The organism is Mycobacterium sp. EPa45 (assembly GCF_001021385.1).
GTDB lineage: Bacteria > Actinomycetota > Actinomycetes > Mycobacteriales > Mycobacteriaceae > Mycobacterium.
Genome location: NZ_CP011773.1, coordinates 2887996 through 2906766, shown reverse-complemented (window position 1 = coordinate 2906766; position 18771 = coordinate 2887996). Strand labels below are relative to the sequence as shown.

Sequence of the window (18771 nt, the reverse complement as noted above, 5' to 3'; positions counted from 1 at the left end):
CACCGTCGGCCGCCAGTTCGGCCCAGTAAGGGATCGCTTCGCCACGAGGCACGAGTGTGCCTACCGCCGGCCATTTTGACAAGCATCTTGTCAATTGTCATTCATGCGGGCGAGAATGGTCACATGCCGACTCGAGTCGTCCAGATGCTGGCGATCGGTGCCGTAGTCCTGGTTGCAGGCGGGTGCCTGGGCGGCGCTCAGGCGACGGGCACGCCGGGGCAGTCCACTCAATCGTTATCCGTCGGCGGGGCGACCCGGTCGTTCCACATCTATCGGCCCGACGGTCTGTCCGGAGCCGCGCCACTGGTGGTGATGCTGCACGGCGGATACGGCGATGGGGCACAGGCCGAACGCGCCTATCACTGGGATGCCCAAGCCGACTCCGGCCACTTCGTCGTCGCCTATCCCGACGGGCTGGACCGGGCGTGGAACGCGGGATCGTGCTGCGGCCGACCCGCCCGATCCGGGGTCGACGATGTCGCCTTCCTCACCGCCATGGTCGGCGCGATCGAACAGCAGATTCCCATCGACACCACCCGAGTCTTTGTCACCGGTATGTCGAACGGCGCCATGATGGCACTCCGGTTGGCCTGCCAGAGCACACTTTTCGCCGCGGTCGCATCGGTCGCGGGCACCCTGCTGGCCGGGTGCTCCAACCCTTCACCAACCTCGTTAATGCAGATTCACGGCACTGCCGACGACCGCGTGCCCTATGACGGCGGCCCGGGCAAGGCGCTCACCGCGGCGGGCTCACCGCGGGTCGACGGACCCTCCGTCGAGTCGGTCAATGCGCAGTGGCGCACGATCAACGGCTGTGCGCCACCGGTGTCATCGAGCAGTGGTGATGTCAGGACTACGCGAGCCGATTGTCCCGATGGCCGGTCCGTGGAGTTGATCGCCGTCGCCGGCGCCGGTCATCAATGGCCCGGCGGCGTGCCAAATCCCGTGGTGGAGAAGATCGCCGGCCTGCCGCCGCCGTCGACGGCGTTGGACGCGACCGCCACGATCTGGCAGTTTTTCGCCGCGCACGCCCGGTCGAGCTAGCCGCCTAGGCAGCCCGGCCCCAGCAGCGCCTTCAAATCCCCCATCAGCGCCGAGGACGGCGTCACTCTCAGCGCCTGGTCGAGCTCCAGCGTGGTGATCCGCTCGCCACTGATCAGCCGCAGATGCACCTGCGCGGTACCCGGATGGCGGGCCAGCACCTGCTTGAGTGCGGTGACCTTGTCGATGGTGCACTGCCGGGTGGGCAGGCTGACCGCCAGCGGCCGGTTCGCCTGCGCGTTCGAAAAGTCGGGCACCACAAGCTCGTTGGCGATCAGCGAGATGCGGTCGTCCTGCATGCGGACCTTGCCGCCGACGAGCACCACCGCGTCGTCGGCGATCTCGGCGCCGAACAGCGAGTAGGTCTGCGGGAAGAACATCACCTCGATGCCACCGGTGAGGTCCTCCAACTGGGCTGAGGCCCAGGGCATTCCGTTCTTGTTGACCCGCCGGTTGACACCGGCGAGGATGCCGCCGACCCGCACCTGGGTGTCGTTGGCGACGTCACCGGCGAGGATCGCCGGGATCTGGGTGTCGACCTGAGCGTTCAGCAGGTGCGCCACCCCGTTGAGCGGATGCCCGGACACATACAGCCCCAGCATCTCCCGCTCGAGTGCGAGTTTGTGCTTGTCGTCCCATTCCTCATCGGGCACGCGGATGGTGAACGCCGAGTCACCGGCATCGGCGTCGTCGGAGCCGCCGAACAGATCGAACTGGCCGATCGCCTCGGCCTTCTTGGTGCCCAGCACCGAGTCGACGGCGTCCGTGTGGATCAGGAACAGGCCCTTGCGAGGGTGCTTCAACGAGTCGAAAGCGCCTGCCTTGATCAAGGATTCGGTGACCTTCTTGTTGCAGGCCGCGATGTCGATCTTGTTCAGGTAATCGGAGAAGTCGGTGAACTTCCCCTTCTCGGTGCGGGTGGCGATCAGCGAGCTGACCACGTTGGCGCCGACGTTGCGGATGGCGCCGAGCCCGAACCGGATGTCGTCGTCCACCGAGGCGAAGTTCTGCACCGACTCGTTGACGTCGGGCGGCAGCACGGTGATGCCCAGCCGGCGGCAGTCGGCGAGATAGACCGCGGCCTTGTCCTTATCGTCACCGACGGAGGTGAGCAGCCCGGCCATGTACTCGGCCGGATAGTTGGCCTTGAGGTAGGCCGTCCAGTAGGAGACCAGCCCGTAACCGGCGGCGTGCGATTTGTTGAAGGCATAGCCGGCGAACGGAAGGATGGTGTCCCACAGCGCTTTCACCGCTTTTTCGGAGAAACCGTTGGCGGTCATCCCCTCCTTGAAGCCCTGATACTCGGCCTCGAGCACCTCGAGCTTCTTCTTGCCCATGGCTTTTCGCAGTGCGTCGGCCTTGCCCATCGAGTACGAGGCGACCTTCTGGGCGATGAACATGATCTGCTCTTGGTAGACGATCAGACCGTAGGTCTCGGCGAGGATCTCCTTGAGCGGTTCCTCGAGCTCGGGGTGGATCGGCTTGATGGCCTGCCGGTTGTTCTTGCGGTCGGCGTAGTCGTTGTGGGCGTTCATGCCCATCGGGCCGGGCCGGTAGAGGGCCAGCACGGCGACGATGTCGTTGAACTCCGTGGGCTGCATGCGCCGCAGCAGATCGCGCATCGGGCCGCCGTCGAGCTGAAACACACCCAGGGTGTCGCCGCGGCTCAACAGTTCGTAGGCCTTGGGGTCGTCGAGCGGCAGGGTGTCGAGATCCAGGTCGATGCCCCGGTTGGCTTTGATGTTCTCGATGCAGTCGCCGATGATCGTCAGGTTCCGCAGGCCGAGGAAGTCCATCTTCAGCAGGCCGATGGCCTCGCACGACGGGTAGTCCCACCCGGTGATGATCGCGCCGTCCTGCGGCCGCTTCCACAGCGGAATCGCGTCGATCAGCGGCTGCGAGCTCATGATCACCGCGCACGCGTGCACGCCGGCGTTGCGGACCAGGCCCTCGAGGCCGCGCGCGGTCTCGTAGATGGTGCGCACGTCGGGGTCGGTGTCGATCAGGCCGCGAACCTCGGCAGCCTCCTTGTACCGCTCGTGGTTGGGGTCGGTGATGCCCGACAACGGGATGTCTTTGGCCATGATCGGCGGCGGCAGCGCTTTGGTGATTCGGTCGGCGATCGCGAAGCCGGGCTGGCCGTAGTGGACGCGGGCCGAATCCTTCAGCGCTGCTTTGGTTTTGATGGTACCGAACGTGATGACCTGGGCGACCCGGTCACTGCCCCACTTCTCGGCGGCGTAGCGCACCATCTCGCCGCGGCGACGGTCGTCGAAGTCGATATCGATATCGGGGGCCGACGGGCGTTCCGGGTTGAGGAAGCGCTCGAACAGCAGGCCGTGTGGGATCGGGTCGATGTTGGTGATGCCGAGTGCGTAGGCCACCAGCGAACCGGCGGCCGATCCGCGGCCGGGGCCCACCCGGATGTCGATCGAGCGGGCGTAGTTGATCAGGTCGGCGACGATCAGGAAGTACGACGGGAAACCCTTGCCGCAGATGACGTCGATCTCGAAGCCGGCGCGCTCGGTGTACTCCGGCGGCACCCCGTCCGGGAAGCGCCGCCGCAGGCCGGCTTCGACCTCGTGCCGCAGCCAGCTGCCCTGGTCGTGCCCGTCCGGGACCGGGAAGATCGGCATCCGGTCGGTGGGGGTCCACACATCGGCGTAGGACTGCACCCGCTCGCCGATCAGCAGCGTGGAATCACAGGCCTCCGGAACTTCGGCGTCCCACAGGGCGCGCATCTCGGCAGCCGACTTCAGGAAGTAGCCGTCACCGTCGAACTTGAACCGGTTGGGGTCCGACAGCGTCTTGCCGGTCTGGATGCACAGCAGCGCTTCGTGGTTGTGCGACGCGTCGCGGGTCACGTAGTGGCAGTCATTGGTGGCCAGCGCGGGAATGCCGAGCTTGCGGCCGACCTCGAGCAGGCCCTCGCGGACCCGGCGCTCGATCGACAGGCCGTGGTCCATGAGCTCCAGGAAGTAGTTGTCCGGCCCGAAGATCTCCCGCCACTTGGCGGCCGACTCCAGCGCCTCCCGCTCGTGGCCCAGCCGCAACCGGGTCTGGACCTCACCCGACGGGCACCCCGTGGTGGCGATGATGCCTTCGGCATGCTCGGCGATGATCTCGGCGTCCATCCGCGACCACTTGCCGAGCTGACCCTCGAACGAGGCCAGCGTCGACAGCTTGAACAGGTTGCGCAGGCCGGTCGCGTTCTCGGCCACCATCGTCATGTGGGTGTACGAGCCGCTGCCCGACACGTCGTCGCTCTTCTGGCCCGGATCGCCCCACAGGATGCGGCGGGTGTCAAAACGGGACCCGGGCGCGATGTAGGCCTCGACGCCGATGATCGGCTTGATGCCGACCTTGGTGGCCGCGTTGTAGAACTCGCTGGCCCCGAACATGTTTCCGTGGTCGGTCATGCCGATGGCGGGCATCTCGAGGCGCTGCGCCTCGGCGAGCATGGGCGTGATCTTCGCGGCACCGTCGAGCATCGAGTACTCGGTGTGGTTGTGCAGGTGCACAAAAGATCCGGCAGAAGTTCCAGTACCCATAGGCCCGTCAGTCTAGGGCCGCTGACCGACAGGCTTCGGCGTGTCGCAGTACGTGTCTGGCGGCGGGTTCGATTTATCTCCCGAACGCTTTCGCGGGCGAGGCCCACCCTGATAGGCAGAAGCTATGTTCGCCCCCAAGCCTCCGCTGCGCAGTGTGGGCACCGACCCCGACTATCGCTTCACCCTGGCCAACGAGCGGACGTTCCTGGCCTGGCTGCGGACGGGTTTGGCGCTGCTGGCCGGGGCGGTGGCGCTGGCCAGCCTGGTCCACGACTTCGGGCCGCGGCCGTTCCGGATCGTGCTCACAGTGCTGCTGCTGGCGCTGTCGTTGGTCGTCACCTTCGGCGCCTACGTCCGCTGGGACCGCACCGAGCGGGCGCTGCGGGAGAAACGGCCGCTGCCCGACGATCCCCTGCCCCGGATCGTGGTGTCCGGTCTGGCGATCATCATCGTGGCCGCGGGCGTGCTGGTCTACCTCGCCGAGTTCACCCGGTGACCGAGGTCACCGACGCCACAGCGGTGGCCGAACGCACCGCGTTGGCCTGGCAGCGCTCGATGATCGGGGTGATCGCCGTCGGAGCTCTGGTGGTGCGGTGGAGTGTGGTCGAACGGTTCCCGCTGTGGCCGGGCGTCGTGCTCACCACGGCCGCCGCACTCGCCAGCCTCGTTGTGGTCCGGCGGCGCTACCGACGGGTCCGCGACACCGTGCTGGCCGGCCAGACGCCGCTGTCGCGGTACTTCGTCCCCGGGGCCGCCGCGTTCATCGTGGTGCTCATCGCGGGTGTCGGTGCCGGAATCGTGTCGGAATACGCCAACCGCTAGGCCTCGTCTTTGAGCATGCGAGCGATTTCGCGGGCCTGCTCCTCGGTCACGTCACCGGAGAGCTGCAGCACCTCGCCGTCGATCCGCTCGGTGATCTTCGGCGCCCACACGACGACGTTGGCCCGGACGAACGCGACCTGCTGGTCGATGTGGGATGCGGTGAAATCGGCGAACGCCCGGGCCGACTCCGACGTCATGGTGACCTGCACCATCTGCTTGGCCGTCAGCGGGTTCAGGAACGAGTCGACATCGGTGAGCTGAACCGTCAGCGCTTGGGGACCCAGTTCGTACACGGCGGACTTGAGGATGTCGCAGATGCGCAGCGGCGCCTCGGGCGGAGTCGGTGGTGGTGGGTCGCAGTCTCCGGGCCGGACCACGTAGGCGCCGTTCACCGGCCGAAGCGACAGTGGCTTGATGGTCAGCGGGGGCGGCGTGGTGGTGGTCGTGACCATGGCACTGTCCGATTGCTGATGCTTGTTCATCAACGGCGCCAGCAACACCCCGGCAACCGGCACCACGATGGCGATCGCTGCCACCGCGGCGACGACCGCGATCATGATCCGCCGGTTACGGCGGGAGTTGTCGGTCATGCGCTCCTCGATCTGCAGCGAACGTGCCGAGGAGAAGCTACCCCACTCCGGTGTCGCGCGGCGCGTCCTTGACCCCGAACCGCGCGAACACCATTGCGCCCAGGGCGACCAGGGTCAGCAGCGCCAACCCGATCCCGTAACCGGGCAGCAGCAACTCGTAGGTCGCACCCATGATGCAGCGGCCGATCTTCAACAATGCCTCAGACGCCGGTTCGCCGCCTACCGCAACTTACGGAAAATAGGTGCGGGACAAAGAATTTCGGAGTGTTTACATCGGAACCGGCGCACCGAAGCCGGGGATGATCCCGATCGGGATAACCGCCAGCAGGATGACGCCGACAGCGAACACGATCAGCGTGCGCCGAGTCGGCGGCTCATCGACTTCGGGTTGGTCGCGGGTATACAGCAAAAATGCGATGCCGAGATCGAACGCGATGATGACCCACCACCGGATCCAGTCCACCCCGGTCAAGAACACCGGAAGGATCATCACGAATCCGACCAGCACGGCCAGCGGCCGGCCCCGCAACAGCGCGGTGTACCGCCGCACCGGGACGCCCGAGACGTGCGCGATGGCCAACACCGACACCGCCAGCACGACCAATCCGTAGACGGTCGAACCGGCCAGAGCGACGACGCCGATGCTGCCGACGAAGCGCAGGCCGTCGGTGAACGTCATGTCGAACATCGGCAGAAAGGCCCGGCAGAACCAGTCGTGGTAGTCGACGTAGTAGTGGAAGCCGCTCAGCAACTGGCCGATCGTGGGTTTGCCTGCCAACGGATGATTCATCGGCCCGTGCTGCACCAGTTGACACAGCTGCGGGGAAACGCCGTGGCGACCGAATGCGGCCAGGGCCAGCGCGATCGACACCGACGGCCCGAGCGCCAGCACGACGCTGGCCCAGAACGCCTTGGCATCCAGCCCGCGCGCCAACACCGTCAGCGCCACCAGCACACCGAGTCCGAACAGGAACGGAGTTGCCTCGTGGATCAGCGTGAGGACTGCCAGCGCCAGACCGTAGACGGCACTGGCGATTACGGTGGCGCGGGTGGTGGCCACCCGGGTCAGTACGACCGCGAAGGCGGCGAGCGCGGCGCCACCCAACAGATCCGTGCGCGCGGAGAACAAGCCGAACGCAAACCCGAACGGCAGGACGGGAATCAGCAAGGCCAGCAGTCGTCGTCGCTGCGAACGGCCGGATTTGACCGCAATCGACCAGGCAACGGCTGCAAGCGCGAGAACGAAGGCCACCGTCGGGATCCAGCGCAGCACAGCCAGACCGCCGAAGTAGTGCGCCGCACCGAACAGGCCGAGGAGCTCACCGGCCAGTCCGCGCCGGATGAACCCCACCGAGTAGTCGATCGCGAAGTAGGAATACCAATAGCCGTCGGGCACGACCGTGATCGCAAGCGTCATGAGTACCGCGGCCCACAGCACCAGCAGCGCCGTGACCGTGATGAAGAAGCCGCGTCTGCTGCCGGTGTCGACCGTGGTGCTCGGCATTTCACCCCCAGTGACTAGTGGCGGCGCGTGCCGCCATCGTCGCGGCCTGGCCGCGACGACGAGTATAGGTTCCGTGCCCTAGACCCCGGCGCCGCCGTCGACGACCGGGTGCGGGCCCGCCGCAGCGCGTCACCGCTGAATACCAGCAGCGCCAGCCAGATCAGCGCGAACCCCACCCAGCGGGCCGGCGGCATCGGTTCGTGCGCCACCACAACACCCCAGGTCATCTGCATGGCCGGATTGAGGTACATCAGCAACCCGAGAGTCACCAGCGGCAGCCGCTGGGCGGCGGCGGCGAAGAACAGCAGCGGGATCGCGGTGATCGGCCCGGACAGCAGCATCAAAGCGACGTGGCCCGGCCCGTTGCCGGTGAACTGTCCGTGCCCGCTCAGCTGCAACACGGCGATGTAGGCGACGGCAAAGGGAGCGGCGACCGCGGCCTCCACGCCGACGCTCACCCGAGGGTCGGTGGGCACGACTTTCTTGACCACGCCGTAGAGGCCGAACGTCAGTGCCAGGCCCAGCGCGATGAACGGCGGGCCGCCGACCTCGATGCCCAGCAGCACCACCGCCGCGAGCGCGATCAGCACGGCCACCAGCTGGGCCCGGTTGAGCCGCTCCCGGAAGATCAATACCCCGAGCAACACGCTGACCAGTGGATTGATGAAGTAGCCGAGGGCACCGTCGACGACATGGCCGTTGTTGACCGCGAAGATGAAGATGACCCAGTTCGCCGAGACCAGGGCCGAGGCGCAGACCAGGAGCAGCCAGGTGCGTCCGGTGATCGACCGCAGGTCGGACAGCTTGCGCATCGCCACCAGGACGCCGGCCATCAGCACCAGCGTCCAGACAATGCGGTGGGCCAGAACCTCAAGTGCCCCAGCTGGTTTCAGCAACGGGAAAAACGCCGGGAAAAGGCCCCACGAGCCATAGGCGCCGATTCCGTACAACAGACCGCTGGTCTTGGTCTCCTGTTCGGCGGCCGTCACGATTCGCCGCGCAGCACGTCCAGGGCATGCTGCAGATCGGCCGGATAGGGAGCGGTGACCTCGAAGTGCCTGCCGTCGGCGGGATGCGCGAACGCCAGCGACCGCGCATGCAACCACTGCCGCTCCAGGCCGAGCCGCTTGGCCAGCACCGGGTCGGCGCCGTAGGTCAGATCCCCGGCGCACGGGTGATGCAGTGCGGCGAAGTGCACGCGGATCTGGTGGGTGCGACCGGTTTCCAGGTGGATGTCGAGAAGACTTGCGGCACGGAACATTTCGACGGTGTCGTAGTGAGTGATGCTGTGCCGCCCGGTTTCGGTGACGGCGAACTTCCAGTCGTGGCCCCGGTGCCGCCCGATCGGCGCGTCGATGGTGCCGCTGGATGGATCCGGATGTCCTTGCACCACAGCGTGATAACGCTTGTCGACGGTGCGCTGCTTGAACGCCCGCTTGAGCAGGGTATAGGCCCGCTCGGACAGCGCTACCACCATCACCCCGGAGGTGCCGACGTCGAGCCGGTGCACGATGCCCTGCCGCTCGTGGATCCCGGACGTGCTGATCCGGAATCCGGCGGCGGCCAGCCCGCCGAGCACGGTGGGACCGTGCCAGCCAACCGTGGCGTGGGCTGCCACACCCGGCGGCTTGTCGACGGCGACAATGTCGGCGTCGGAGTACAGGATCGTCATGCCCTCGATCTCTTCGGGCGTGTTCTCCGGCGGGGGCGCTTCCTCGGGGATCTGCACATGCAGCCATGCGCCGGCCTCGAGGCGGTCCGACTTACCTGCCCGCGCGCCGTCGAGCTCGACACCACCATCCTCGGCGATCGCGGCCGCGGCCGTACGCGAAAGCCCCAGCAGCCGGGCCAGTCCCGCGTCGACGCGCATGCCGGCCAGACCCTCGGGGACCGGCATGGACCGCTCGGCCATCAGGCCGTCTCGGCCTTGTCGTCGGTGGTGGCCGGCTCGGTCTTGCGGCGCCCGGCGGTGTCGAAGTCGTAGCCGAACAGCGACAGCGCGACCAGCAGGATGGCCCCGCCGACGACCGCCGGATCGGCCACGTTGAACACCGGCCACCAGCCGATCGACAGGAAGTCGACGACGTGCCCGCGCAGCGGGCCCGGTGAGCGGAAGAATCGGTCGACCAGGTTGCCCAGCGCGCCGCCCAAGATCATCCCGAGCCCGACGGCCCACCACGGCGACACCAGCCGTCGGCCCATCCAGAAGATCCCGACGACGACCCCGGTCGCGACCAGCGTCAGCACCCAGGTGTAACCGGTGGCCATGGAGAACGCCGCACCCGAGTTGCGCACGAGCGTCCAGGTGACGGTGTCGCCGATGATCGAGACCGGCTGGCCGGGGGTCAACCACCGCACCGCCAGCACCTTGGTGATCACATCGAGCGCCAGCACCACGCCCGCCACCGACAAGAGCAACCGCAGCCGCCGTGGCGACTCGGTTCGGGGCCTGGATTCGTCGGTCACACCCCCATCATTCCCTAGTCTGTTGGGCATGCCCCGACTCGTCGTCGTTACCACCGGCGGGACGATCGCCACCAGCGCCGACGGGCAGGGCGTGCTGCGGCCGGTGCATGGCGGCGCCGAACTGGTCGGCGGGCTCGATGCCCGGGTGATCGACCTGTTCACCGTCGACAGCTCGCAGCTGACCCCGGCCGATTGGCTGCGCATCGGAAATGCGGTCACCGACGCCGCCCGGGACGCCGACGGTGTGGTCGTCACGCACGGCACCGATTCGATGGAAGAGACCGCGCTGTGGCTGGAGCTCACCTACGGCGGGGACGTACCGGTGGTGGTCACCGGTGCGGCCCGCTCGGCCGACGACCCCGACGCCGACGGGCCGGGCAACCTGCGCGACGCCCTTGCCGTGGCGGACAGCCCGCTCGCCCGCGGCCTCGGGGTGCTGATCTGTTTCGCCGGACGGGTCTTGCCCGCGCTGGGCACCACCAAGGTGGGTGGTCCCGACCTGTTCGGCGGGCGCACACCCGTGGGCCGGGTCAGCGACGGAATGTTCAGCGTGACGGGCGGTACGCCGCGGGCTTATCTGGGGGCGGTCGCCGAGGCGGTGCGCGTCGACATCGTGGCGGTCTATCCAGGTGCCGACGAGACGGCGATCGACGCGTTCGTCGACGCGGGGGCGGCCGGCCTGGTGATCGAGGCGATGGGCGCAGGCAACGCGGGACCGCCCGTGGTGGCGGCGGTGCGGGGCGCGTGTGCCCGCGGCGTGAGCGTGGTGGTGACCACCCGGGTGCCCGGCGGACGCACCGCCGCGGCGTACGGACCGGGCCACGATCTGGTGGCCGCAGGCGCCGTCCTCGTGCCGCGGTTGCGCAGCAGCCAGGCCCGGGTGTTGGTGATGGCGGCGTTAAGCCTGGGGTTGCCCGTGGCCGACGTCATTGCCCGCCTGCGCTGAGCCGGACCGGTCCTGGAGTTCCGCCAGATAGTCGGCCCAATCCAGGCTGTCGACCGGGTTGGCCTTGAGTAACTCAGGGTCATCGATGGGGAACGTCCGCATCACTCCGGGTCCGCTGCCGCGGGTTTCGAACCGCACGCTGACCACACCGTGACCCGCACCCTGCACCCAGCCGTGGCCGAACTCGGGATGGCGGACATCGTCGCCGATACGCCAGCCGCCCACATCGGCAGTCCGCTCCGGCGCCGGCGCGTGAGTGTCCGGCGTATCGACGACCTCGGTCTCCTGCTGTTCGAGATCGGGGAACAACGATTCCTGACGAACGTCGGATAGCCCCGAAAATCCAACGCCGAGAAGGCGAATGGGGCCAATCTCGCGCGGGTCGAGCAGCAGACGTAATGCGGTGGCGGTCAGGGCGCCGACGTTGCCGGTCGCGTACGGCAGCGTCGCCGACCGGGTCAGGGTGCTCATATCCGACCGCTTCAGCTTGACGGTGACCGTGCGGGCGCCGCGACCGTCGCGCTCCAGGCGCCGGTGGGCGTGCTCGGCGATCGGGCCCATGGCCTCGCGCAGCTGCTCGACGGTGGTGAGGTCGGCGGGGAACGTCGACTCGGCACTGATCTGCTTGGCCTCCGCGCGCTCGGCGACCGGGCGGTCGTCGATGCCGCGAGCCAGTCGGTGCAGCGCGGGCCCGCCGGTGGCGCCCAGAACGCTGGCCGCCTCCGCGTCGGTCAGGGCGGCGAGCTGGCCGATGGTGTCGATGCCGAGGCGGTGCAGCTTGTCCTCGGCGACTGGGCCGATCCCCCACAGCCGGCGTACCGGCAGGCCGTCGAGCAGCGTGCGTTCCTCGTCTCGGCGGACCACCCGGAACCCGTCGGGCTTGGCCAGATCCGAGGCGATCTTGGCGATCTGCTTACCCGATCCAGCCCCGACGGACGCCACCAGGCCGGTTTCTTCCCGCACCCGCCGCCGCAGCATCACGGCGAACTCCTCGACGTCCTCGGCGCTGGCACCGGCGAGTTCGGCGGGCTCGCCGAATGCCTCGTCGAAGGAGAGCTGCTCGAGCACGGGCACCAGCGCCCGCACCGTGTCCAGTACACGGCGGCTGGCCACGCCGTAGACCACGCCGCGCGGCGGGAGCACCACCGCAGCGGCACCTACCAAGCGGCGGGCCTGATGCATCGGCATCGCCGAGCGCGCGCCGAAGACCCGGGATTCATAGCTGGCGCCGGCCACCACGCCGCGGCCGCCGAGCCCGCCGACCAGTACCGGACGCCCGCGCAGCGTCGGGCGGGTCAGCTGCTCGACGGACGCGAAGAACGCATCCATGTCGAAATGCAGGACCCAGCGCTCCACGACTCCCGATGCTATTGGCTGCCCCGGATGCAGTAGCCGAATACTGAGCGTCGTCGGCGCGCCGGGGTGCACGATGACTGGTGTGAGTACGGGACATCTCGTCGGCTATGTCGGCGGATTGGCGGTGGCGCTGGGAATCGGCACCGCGGTATTGCTCAACGCGCCGGCGGCGTCGGCGGATGCCTCGGCTGCAGCCCCGTCGCCGTCGTCGGGTCACGCGGGCACTGCGAAGTCGGCAAGAGTGCACCAACGCACGAACACCCTGGCGGCGATGAAACCGGCACCCACGCGAAAGCCCGGTGCGCCAACGGCTTCGGTGACGCTGTTGATGACCGCGGCCGGGTCAGCGACCAACGCGCGCCGCGACCTGAGCATCGCCTACGACCCGGTCGGGGACAAGACATCGGTGACGGTCGTCGATGCCACCACCAGCAGCCCGATCGGATCGACTGTCACCGTTGACGGTTCGGCGGGCGCGCCGGTCCGCAGCGCCGACGGCAAACGAGCCCTGATCACCACGACCTTCCACAACCCGGCCACCGACAAGGTCGAGGCCGTGGCCGTGGTGATGGACATGACCGCCGGGGGGCAGATCGGCAACACGCTCGGCTACGTCGACGCCTCGCCGATGTCCGCGTCGTTCGCCCCCGACGGGACCCGCGCGGTGGTCACCCTCTTCCTGGAGTCCACCTCCCAGATCTGGGTCGCCACGCTGGATACGAAGACGGGCACCCAGACCGGAACCGCGACCCTCGACGGCTACCCGTTCGTCGCACCGGTGTGGAATACCGATGGCACCCGCGTGGTGATCACCCTGTCGCAGTTGGGTGGGGAGACGACCGCTGTGGCGGTGATCGACGCGACGACCGGCGACGTGGCCGGGACGATTCCCGTCAAGGGTTATGCGAAGACCGCGCCGATCATGACCGCCGACGGCACCCGCGCCCTTGTCACCACCACCATCGACAACTCGAACAGCGGGCCCTCGACCCGGGTGACCGTGATCGACACAGCGGCCGGCTGGTTGGCCGGAAACCCGCTGACATTCCCCGGCACGGCGAGAGTCTCGCTGCTGGGCGACGGCCGAGTGGCACTCGTGACGACCAATTCGGGTCTGGTGTCGTTTGTCGACACCCGCGGCGCCAACGCCACACCGCTCCTGCCACTGCTCCCGCCGTTCGGGTTCGATCTGGCCGCATTCTTCGCCACGCCATTGGGCAGTGCGCTTGCCCCTGGTCTGTTCGTCGTCGGATTCCTCGGTTCGGCGATCCTGGCGTTCTACGTGCTGCCGGCGATTCTCTGGGTGCCGGCGCTGATCACGGACGCGTTGCGGGGGTCAGGACTGCTGCCGGCGGTCGCTGCGACCGTCGTCTGACCGCTCGAGCCGGCGCTTGGCCTCGGCCAGCACCTGTTCGGCGTCGTCGAGTTTTCGCTGCGCGTCGTCGAGTCGTTTCTGTGCGGCGTCTCGCTCCCGCTCGGCGGCATGCACCAGTGATTGCGCCTTGGCGCGCTCACGTTGTCGCTCCTGCTGCTCGCGCTTCTCACGCGCCGTCGGCTTGGCCGGCTCCGGGTCTTCCTGCTCGTCCGCTCGTTCGACGCCCTCGGCGAAACCGGACCAGCTCTCGGGCTTGGCGAGCCGCCCCAGTGCGTCCGCCACCTCCGGACCGGCTACCGCCGCCTGCAACGTGCCAACCACGTCCTCGCGCACGGCCGCGACCGGCTGTGCCATCTGCGCCAACCGAAACGCCTTGTCTGCCAACGCATCGATGAGGTGGCGCTGCTCGGCCGACAGTTCACGGATACGCTTGCCGTCCATCGTCTGATGCGCGGCACGCAGCCGCTCACCGAGCGTGCCGAGCTGCTTTCGCACCGATGGGTCCCGGATTGCGAGCAGGTTGACCACCCACGCCGCTTTGGTGGGCCGTCGCGCGGCGGCGATCTCCTTGGCGGCCTGAGTGTCACCGCGCTGCTTGGCCTGCTTGGCCAGTTCCGTTCGCGTCACGGTGAAGCCGTCGGGTGATTGCGCGTACAGCTCGTCGAGTGCGTCGTCGGCCATGCTCAGGCCTTGGCGATCGCGACCCGCACGCCGTCGCCGATCTCGACGCCGGCGTCGGGCTCGCCGAAGTCGAAGCTCGTTGCCAATATCTCGCCCGCGATCAGATCGGTGTGCGCCGCAGCCCAATCCGCCCGTTCGGCGGGTACCGACATGACGACCCGGATCCGATCGCTGACGTCCAGACCGCTCGACTTCCGCAGGTCCTGCAGCTCGCGGATGCGGTCCTTGGCCCAGCCCTCGGCTTCCAGCTCCGGGGTGACGGTGCCATCCAGCACCACCAACCCCGCACCGTCCGGCAGAGCGGCCGTCCACTCCGGATCGGCGGCCACCAGACGCGAGCTGTACTCGTCCGGGTTGAGCACCACATCGCCCGCGGTAAGCGTCCCGTCCGGATTGAGCACACCCTGGCCGGCCTTGACGACCTTGATCGCCTCCTGCACGGCCTTGCCCAGCCGCGGCCCGGCGGCGCGCGCGTTGACGGTCAGCTCGAATCGGCCGTACGCGGGCACGTCGTCGGTGAGCTCGACGGACTTGACGTTCAGCTCGTCCGCAACGAGATCGGTGAACGGCTCGAGGCTCTGCGGATTATCCACCGCCACAGTAAGTTTCGGCAGCGGCAAGCGCACCCGCAGCTTCTTGGCCTTGCGCAGCGACGACGCCGTCGAACACACGTCGCGCACCTGGTCCATGGCGGCAACCAGCGCGGGGTCGGCCGGCACCACACCGGGCTGCGGCCAGTCGGTCAGGTGCACCGACCGCTCGCCGGTCAGGCCGCGCCAGATCACCTCGGTGGCCATCGGCAGCAGCGGAGCCGCCAGCCGGGTGGTCACCTCGAGCACGGTGTGCAGGGTGTCGATCGCGTCGGGATCCTCTTCCCAGAACCGCGAACGTGACCGGCGCACATACCAGTTCGTCAACGCCTCGGTGAACTGGCGCAGCTGCTCACAGGCGCCGGAGATGTCACAGACATCCATCGAATCGGTGAGCTGGTCACGCAATTCGGCCAGCTTGGCCAGGATGTAGCGATCCAGCACGTGGCTCGAATTCGTACGCCACGTGCCGACTTTCGGCGCGTAGAGCGTCAGGAAGCTGTAGGCGTTCCACAGCGGCAGCAAGACCTGGCGAACGCCTTCGCGAATGCCCTGCTCGGTGACCACCAGGTTGCCGCCACGCAGGATCGGCGACGCCATCAGGAACCACCGCATGGCATCCGAACCGTCGCGGTCGAACACCTCGTTGACGTCGGGATAGTTGCGCAGCGACTTGCTCATCTTGGCGCCGTCATTGCCGAGCACGATCCCGTGTGACACACACGTCTTGAACGCGGGCTTGTCGAAGAGCGCACTGGCCAGCACGTGCAAGGTATAGAACCACCCGCGGGTCTGGCCGATGTACTCGACGATGAAGTCGCCAGGGAAATGGCTCGCGAACCAGTCCTCGTTCTCGAACGGGTAGTGCACCTGCGCGTAGGGCATCGACCCGGAGTCGAACCACACGTCGAAGACGTCTTCGATCCGGCGCATCGTCGAATTGCCGGACGGATCATCGGGATTCGGCCGGGTCAGCTCGTCGATGTAGGGCCGGTGCAGGTTGTCCGGGCGAACCCCGAAATCTTGTTCGAGCTCGTCGAGACTGCCGTAGACATCAATCCGCGGATAGGCGGGGTCATCAGAGACCCACACCGGAATGGGTGTGCCCCAGTACCGGTTTCGCGAGATCGACCAGTCCCTGGCCCCGGCCAGCCACTTGCCGAACTGCCCGTCCTTGACGTGCTCGGGGTACCAGGTGATCTGCTGGTTGAGCTCGACCATCCGGTCCCGAAACTCGGTGACCTTCACAAACCACGACGACACCGCGCGATAGATCAGTGGATTGCGGCAGCGCCAGCAGTGCGGGTACGAGTGTTCGTAGGTTTCGTGGCGGATCAGCACGGGGGCGTTGACTGCGGCCGACCCGGTTCCGTTTTTCAGGTCCCGGATGATCTGCGGGTTGGCGTCGAACACGTGCTGGCCCTGATAGTCGGGCACGGTCGCATCGAACCGGCCCTTGGAGTCCACCGGTGTGACCGGCACGATGCCGACGGTGTCGGTGGTGGCTTTGTCGTCCTCGCCGTAGGCGGGCGCCATGTGCACCACTCCGGTGCCGTCCTCGGTGGTGACGAAGTCGCCGCGCAACACCTGAAAAGCGTTGGCGGACTCCATGAAGTACGGAAACGGCGGCAGGTAGTGCAGCCCGAGTAGCTGCTCACCGGTGACGGTGGTCAGCACTTCCGGCTCCTCCCCCAGTTCGCGGGCGTAGGCGGCCAATCGGGCCTGCGCCAGCACCAGGCGCCGGCCATCCACCTGCACCACCACGTAACTGACCTCGGGATTGACCGCGACAGCCTGATTCGACGGCAGCGTCCACGGCGTGGTGGTCCACACCAGCAAGTAGGCATCGTTGAGATCGGATCCGGCCTCGTTGATCCGGAAGCCGACGGTGATCGCCGGGTCCTGCCGGCTCTGGTAGACGTCGTCGTCCATGCGTAGTTCATGCGACGACAGCGGGGTTTCGTCGTTCCAGCAGTACGGCAACACCCGCACGCCTTGGTATGCCAAACCCTTGTCCCACAACTGTTTGAACGCCCAGATCACCGACTCCATGAACGACAGGTCCAGGGTTTTGTAGTCGTTGTCGAAGTCGACCCAGCGGGCCTGACGGGTCACGTACTCGCGCCATTCGCTGGTGTACTTGAGCACCGAGGCCCGGCAGGCGTCGTTGAATTTCTCGATGCCCATCTCTTCGATCTGGGCCTTGTCGGTGATGCCGAGCTGCCGCTGCACCTCGAGTTCGGCGGGCAGACCGTGGGTGTCCCAGCCGAATCGCCGCTCCACCTTGTAGCCGCGCATGGTGCGGTAGCGCGGCACGATGTCCTTGACGTACCCGGTCAGCAGGTGCCCATAGTGCGGCAGACCGTTGGCGAACGGCGGACCGTCATAGAAGACATACTCTTCGGCGCCATCACGTTGGGCGATGCTGGCCCGGAACGTGTCATCGGCCGCCCAGTAGTCGAGCACCTCGAGTTCGAGGGCCGGGAAGTTGGGTGAGCCACCGGCCGGCTTCGGGTAGCCATTATCGGTCACGGGTACGTTGTCTCCTGTGCCAGCTGTCTGGACACGGGGACGACGACGCGCCGGTGCGCGAGCGCCGCGGTACCACCCCGCTTACGCACGTCGCTGTGCGTCGCTCTTCACAGGCTGTGACGGGCCCACCCGTTCGGTTCTACTCGGTCGTTTCCGCGCCGCGGCGCGGGCCTTTCTTCCGAAGGCTCCCCGGTGATGGCCGGATCGGTGCCGTTGGCAGAATTCTAGCCCGTGGCCGGTGTCGTAGACCTCAGGTGGCCTCGGAGGTCACGCTGATCAGGCCGAGTCGGAACTGGTTGGTCAATTCTTCGACCGTGCAGTGATCCAGCCTGCGCGAGTCGTACCACCAGTCCATCTGCAGCTCGCCGTCGGCGCGGTAGGCGAGAATGCCCAGCGCGGGACCGTCAGCCAGTTGCAGCGGCCCGAGGGACGGCTCCGGCGGCAACCCGAGGAACGAGAACGCGACGTCGGCCGGCGACGTACTGAGCCGGGCTGGCATCAGCGCTTCGCGGACGTCGGCCAACAACGCGTTGGCATCCATGCCTCGAGAGTCGGCACAGCACAGCCGAAGGGGCTGAACTGTGGTCAAGCCGCTGACCGTCACGTAACCGACGCCGATGGTGCGGGCGATCGCCCGGCCCAGAGCGGCCAAGAGGATTTCCTCCACGCCGACCCGCGCAGCCTCGACGGCTCCGTCCAGTTCGGCGGTCAGTTCGTGGGACAGGGGCGCCGGCAATCGAACCAAATCTTCTGGTCGAGGCCGGCCGGGAATCTCATCGTCGACTACCCGCACATTGCTAGACGGGTAGGTCACAGGTGCAACCATGCCCCCACCGTAGCGGTCGTGTCCCATATATGGGAGACCAATCCCATAAGTGTGACGGTGGTGTCAATAAACATATCAATTTGTCGTATCCAGTCGCCGGTACCCAATACCGGGAGTTCGGGTTATTGTGAGTCGTGCCCAGGACCGATGAGAACGGACGCCAGCTCAAAACCTTGCTTGACTACCTCCTCGACGGGGACATCGAGGCCAGGGACATCTACGACGCGCTAGGCACCTCCAGCAGCACTTATTACCGGCGGGTGAAGGAGCACGACTATCCGAACGCCGAAGAGTTGCGTCTGGTGGCTTCCCGATTCGGGCTGAGTTATCCCGACTTACAAGTCCGATTCGGACTCATGAGTCGCGAAGAACTCCAGCATTACATTGACTCCTCGCCATTTACGGTGGCGACAATTAATAATATAACTGCGACGCGTAATCCGCCGAAACTCTCAGAATTGAAGCCTCGACTCGACGCTCCTCCGCTGTAG

17 protein-coding genes are annotated in these 18771 nt (G+C 67.1%); 6 read left to right on the top strand and 11 right to left on the bottom strand.

What is annotated here, in order from left to right:
• Nucleotides 1–123 precede the first annotated feature (123 nt).
• Nucleotides 124–1044 carry a PHB depolymerase family esterase gene (locus tag AB431_RS13780; protein WP_047330392.1) on the top strand — a complete coding sequence of 307 codons (921 nt, stop codon included), beginning with the start codon at nt 124–126 and terminating at the stop codon, nt 1042–1044.
• Here the strand turns inward: AB431_RS13780 and dnaE are convergent.
• On the bottom strand, nt 1041–4592 hold the full coding sequence (dnaE, locus tag AB431_RS13775) for a DNA polymerase III subunit alpha (protein WP_047330391.1): 3552 nt from the start codon (nt 4590–4592) through the stop codon (nt 1041–1043). The two genes, AB431_RS13780 and dnaE, sit on opposite strands and share 4 nt — an antisense overlap.
• A gap of 124 nt (nt 4593–4716) precedes the next feature.
• On the opposite strand from dnaE, the gene AB431_RS13770 reads away from it, so the two are divergent.
• Nucleotides 4717–5088 carry a YidH family protein gene (locus tag AB431_RS13770; protein ID WP_047330390.1) on the top strand — a complete coding sequence of 124 codons (372 nt, stop codon included), beginning with the start codon at nt 4717–4719 and terminating at the stop codon, nt 5086–5088.
• On the top strand, nt 5085–5414 hold the full coding sequence (locus tag AB431_RS13765; protein WP_047330389.1) for a DUF202 domain-containing protein: 330 nt from the start codon (nt 5085–5087) through the stop codon (nt 5412–5414). Before AB431_RS13770 ends, AB431_RS13765 begins: the two co-directional genes overlap by 4 nt.
• Here the strand turns inward: AB431_RS13765 and AB431_RS13760 are convergent.
• From AB431_RS13760 to lspA, 6 genes are all read right to left on the bottom strand, one after another.
• On the bottom strand, nt 5411–6004 hold the full coding sequence (locus AB431_RS13760; RefSeq protein ID WP_047330388.1) for a hypothetical protein: 594 nt from the start codon (nt 6002–6004) through the stop codon (nt 5411–5413). The two genes, AB431_RS13765 and AB431_RS13760, sit on opposite strands and share 4 nt — an antisense overlap.
• 37 nt (nt 6005–6041) lie before the next feature.
• Nucleotides 6042–6176 (bottom strand): hypothetical protein, encoded by a 135-nt coding sequence (locus AB431_RS31430; protein WP_255353543.1) that lies wholly within the window; start codon nt 6174–6176, stop codon nt 6042–6044.
• A 96-nt stretch (nt 6177–6272) separates the two neighbouring features.
• Nucleotides 6273–7508 carry a hypothetical protein gene (locus tag AB431_RS13755; RefSeq protein WP_052960284.1) on the bottom strand — a complete coding sequence of 412 codons (1236 nt, stop codon included), beginning with the start codon at nt 7506–7508 and terminating at the stop codon, nt 6273–6275.
• A gap of 14 nt (nt 7509–7522) precedes the next feature.
• Entirely contained in the window at nt 7523–8497 is a 975-nt protein-coding gene (rarD, locus tag AB431_RS13750; protein WP_047330387.1) for an EamA family transporter RarD, read from the bottom strand.
• Nucleotides 8494–9420: an RluA family pseudouridine synthase gene (locus AB431_RS13745; protein ID WP_047330386.1), complete on the bottom strand. Its 927-nt coding sequence runs from the start codon at nt 9418–9420 to the stop codon at nt 8494–8496. Before AB431_RS13745 ends, rarD begins: the two co-directional genes overlap by 4 nt.
• Nucleotides 9420–10004 carry a signal peptidase II gene (gene lspA, locus AB431_RS13740; RefSeq protein WP_369803041.1) on the bottom strand — a complete coding sequence of 195 codons (585 nt, stop codon included), beginning with the start codon at nt 10002–10004 and terminating at the stop codon, nt 9420–9422. Before lspA ends, AB431_RS13745 begins: the two co-directional genes overlap by 1 nt.
• Between lspA and AB431_RS13735 the strand changes: the two genes are divergently transcribed.
• Nucleotides 10003–10920: an asparaginase gene (locus AB431_RS13735; protein WP_047330384.1), complete on the top strand. Its 918-nt coding sequence runs from the start codon at nt 10003–10005 to the stop codon at nt 10918–10920. The two genes, lspA and AB431_RS13735, sit on opposite strands and share 2 nt — an antisense overlap.
• On the opposite strand, the gene AB431_RS13730 is transcribed toward AB431_RS13735, so the two are convergent.
• Nucleotides 10873–12249, bottom strand: coding sequence for a DNA polymerase IV (locus tag AB431_RS13730; RefSeq protein WP_047333404.1), 1377 nt, complete (start codon nt 12247–12249; stop codon nt 10873–10875). The two genes, AB431_RS13735 and AB431_RS13730, sit on opposite strands and share 48 nt — an antisense overlap.
• Nucleotides 12250–12358: 109 nt before the next feature.
• On the opposite strand from AB431_RS13730, the gene AB431_RS13725 reads away from it, so the two are divergent.
• Nucleotides 12359–13651, top strand: a complete 1293-nt coding sequence (locus tag AB431_RS13725) for a YncE family protein (protein ID WP_144418256.1) — start codon at nt 12359–12361, stop codon at nt 13649–13651.
• On the opposite strand, the gene AB431_RS13720 is transcribed toward AB431_RS13725, so the two are convergent.
• The 3 genes from AB431_RS13720 to AB431_RS13710 all read right to left on the bottom strand — a co-directional run bounded on the left by AB431_RS13720 (nt 13613) and on the right by AB431_RS13710 (nt 18280).
• Complete coding sequence (locus tag AB431_RS13720; RefSeq protein ID WP_047330382.1) at nt 13613–14332, bottom strand: hypothetical protein; 720 nt, start codon at nt 14330–14332, stop codon at nt 13613–13615. The two genes, AB431_RS13725 and AB431_RS13720, sit on opposite strands and share 39 nt — an antisense overlap.
• Before the next feature lie 2 nt (nt 14333–14334).
• Entirely contained in the window at nt 14335–17454 is a 3120-nt protein-coding gene (ileS, locus tag AB431_RS13715) for an isoleucine--tRNA ligase (RefSeq protein WP_047330381.1), read from the bottom strand.
• Between the two features lie 250 nt (nt 17455–17704).
• Nucleotides 17705–18280 (bottom strand): hypothetical protein, encoded by a 576-nt coding sequence (locus AB431_RS13710; protein ID WP_144418255.1) that lies wholly within the window; start codon nt 18278–18280, stop codon nt 17705–17707.
• A gap of 134 nt (nt 18281–18414) precedes the next feature.
• On the opposite strand from AB431_RS13710, the gene AB431_RS13705 reads away from it, so the two are divergent.
• Nucleotides 18415–18771, top strand: coding sequence for a hypothetical protein (locus AB431_RS13705; protein ID WP_047330379.1), 357 nt, complete (start codon nt 18415–18417; stop codon nt 18769–18771).

Coding starts and splice junctions, on each gene's coding strand:
- AB431_RS13780 (WP_047330392.1), top strand. CDS start 124: ATGCCGACTCGAGTCGTCCAGATGCTGGCGATCGGTGCCGTAGTCCTG.
- dnaE (WP_047330391.1), bottom strand. CDS start 4,592: ATGGGTACTGGAACTTCTGCCGGATCTTTTGTGCACCTGCACAACCAC.
- AB431_RS13770 (WP_047330390.1), top strand. CDS start 4,717: ATGTTCGCCCCCAAGCCTCCGCTGCGCAGTGTGGGCACCGACCCCGAC.
- AB431_RS13760 (WP_047330388.1), bottom strand. CDS start 6,004: ATGACCGACAACTCCCGCCGTAACCGGCGGATCATGATCGCGGTCGTC.
- AB431_RS31430 (WP_255353543.1), bottom strand. CDS start 6,176: ATGGGTGCGACCTACGAGTTGCTGCTGCCCGGTTACGGGATCGGGTTG.
- AB431_RS13755 (WP_052960284.1), bottom strand. CDS start 7,508: ATGCCGAGCACCACGGTCGACACCGGCAGCAGACGCGGCTTCTTCATC.
- AB431_RS13745 (WP_047330386.1), bottom strand. CDS start 9,420: ATGGCCGAGCGGTCCATGCCGGTCCCCGAGGGTCTGGCCGGCATGCGC.
- AB431_RS13735 (WP_047330384.1), top strand. CDS start 10,003: ATGCCCCGACTCGTCGTCGTTACCACCGGCGGGACGATCGCCACCAGC.
- lspA (WP_369803041.1), bottom strand. CDS start 10,004: ATGCCCAACAGACTAGGGAATGATGGGGGTGTGACCGACGAATCCAGG.
- AB431_RS13730 (WP_047333404.1), bottom strand. CDS start 12,249: ATGGATGCGTTCTTCGCGTCCGTCGAGCAGCTGACCCGCCCGACGCTG.
- AB431_RS13720 (WP_047330382.1), bottom strand. CDS start 14,332: ATGGCCGACGACGCACTCGACGAGCTGTACGCGCAATCACCCGACGGC.
- AB431_RS13710 (WP_144418255.1), bottom strand. CDS start 18,280: ATGGTTGCACCTGTGACCTACCCGTCTAGCAATGTGCGGGTAGTCGAC.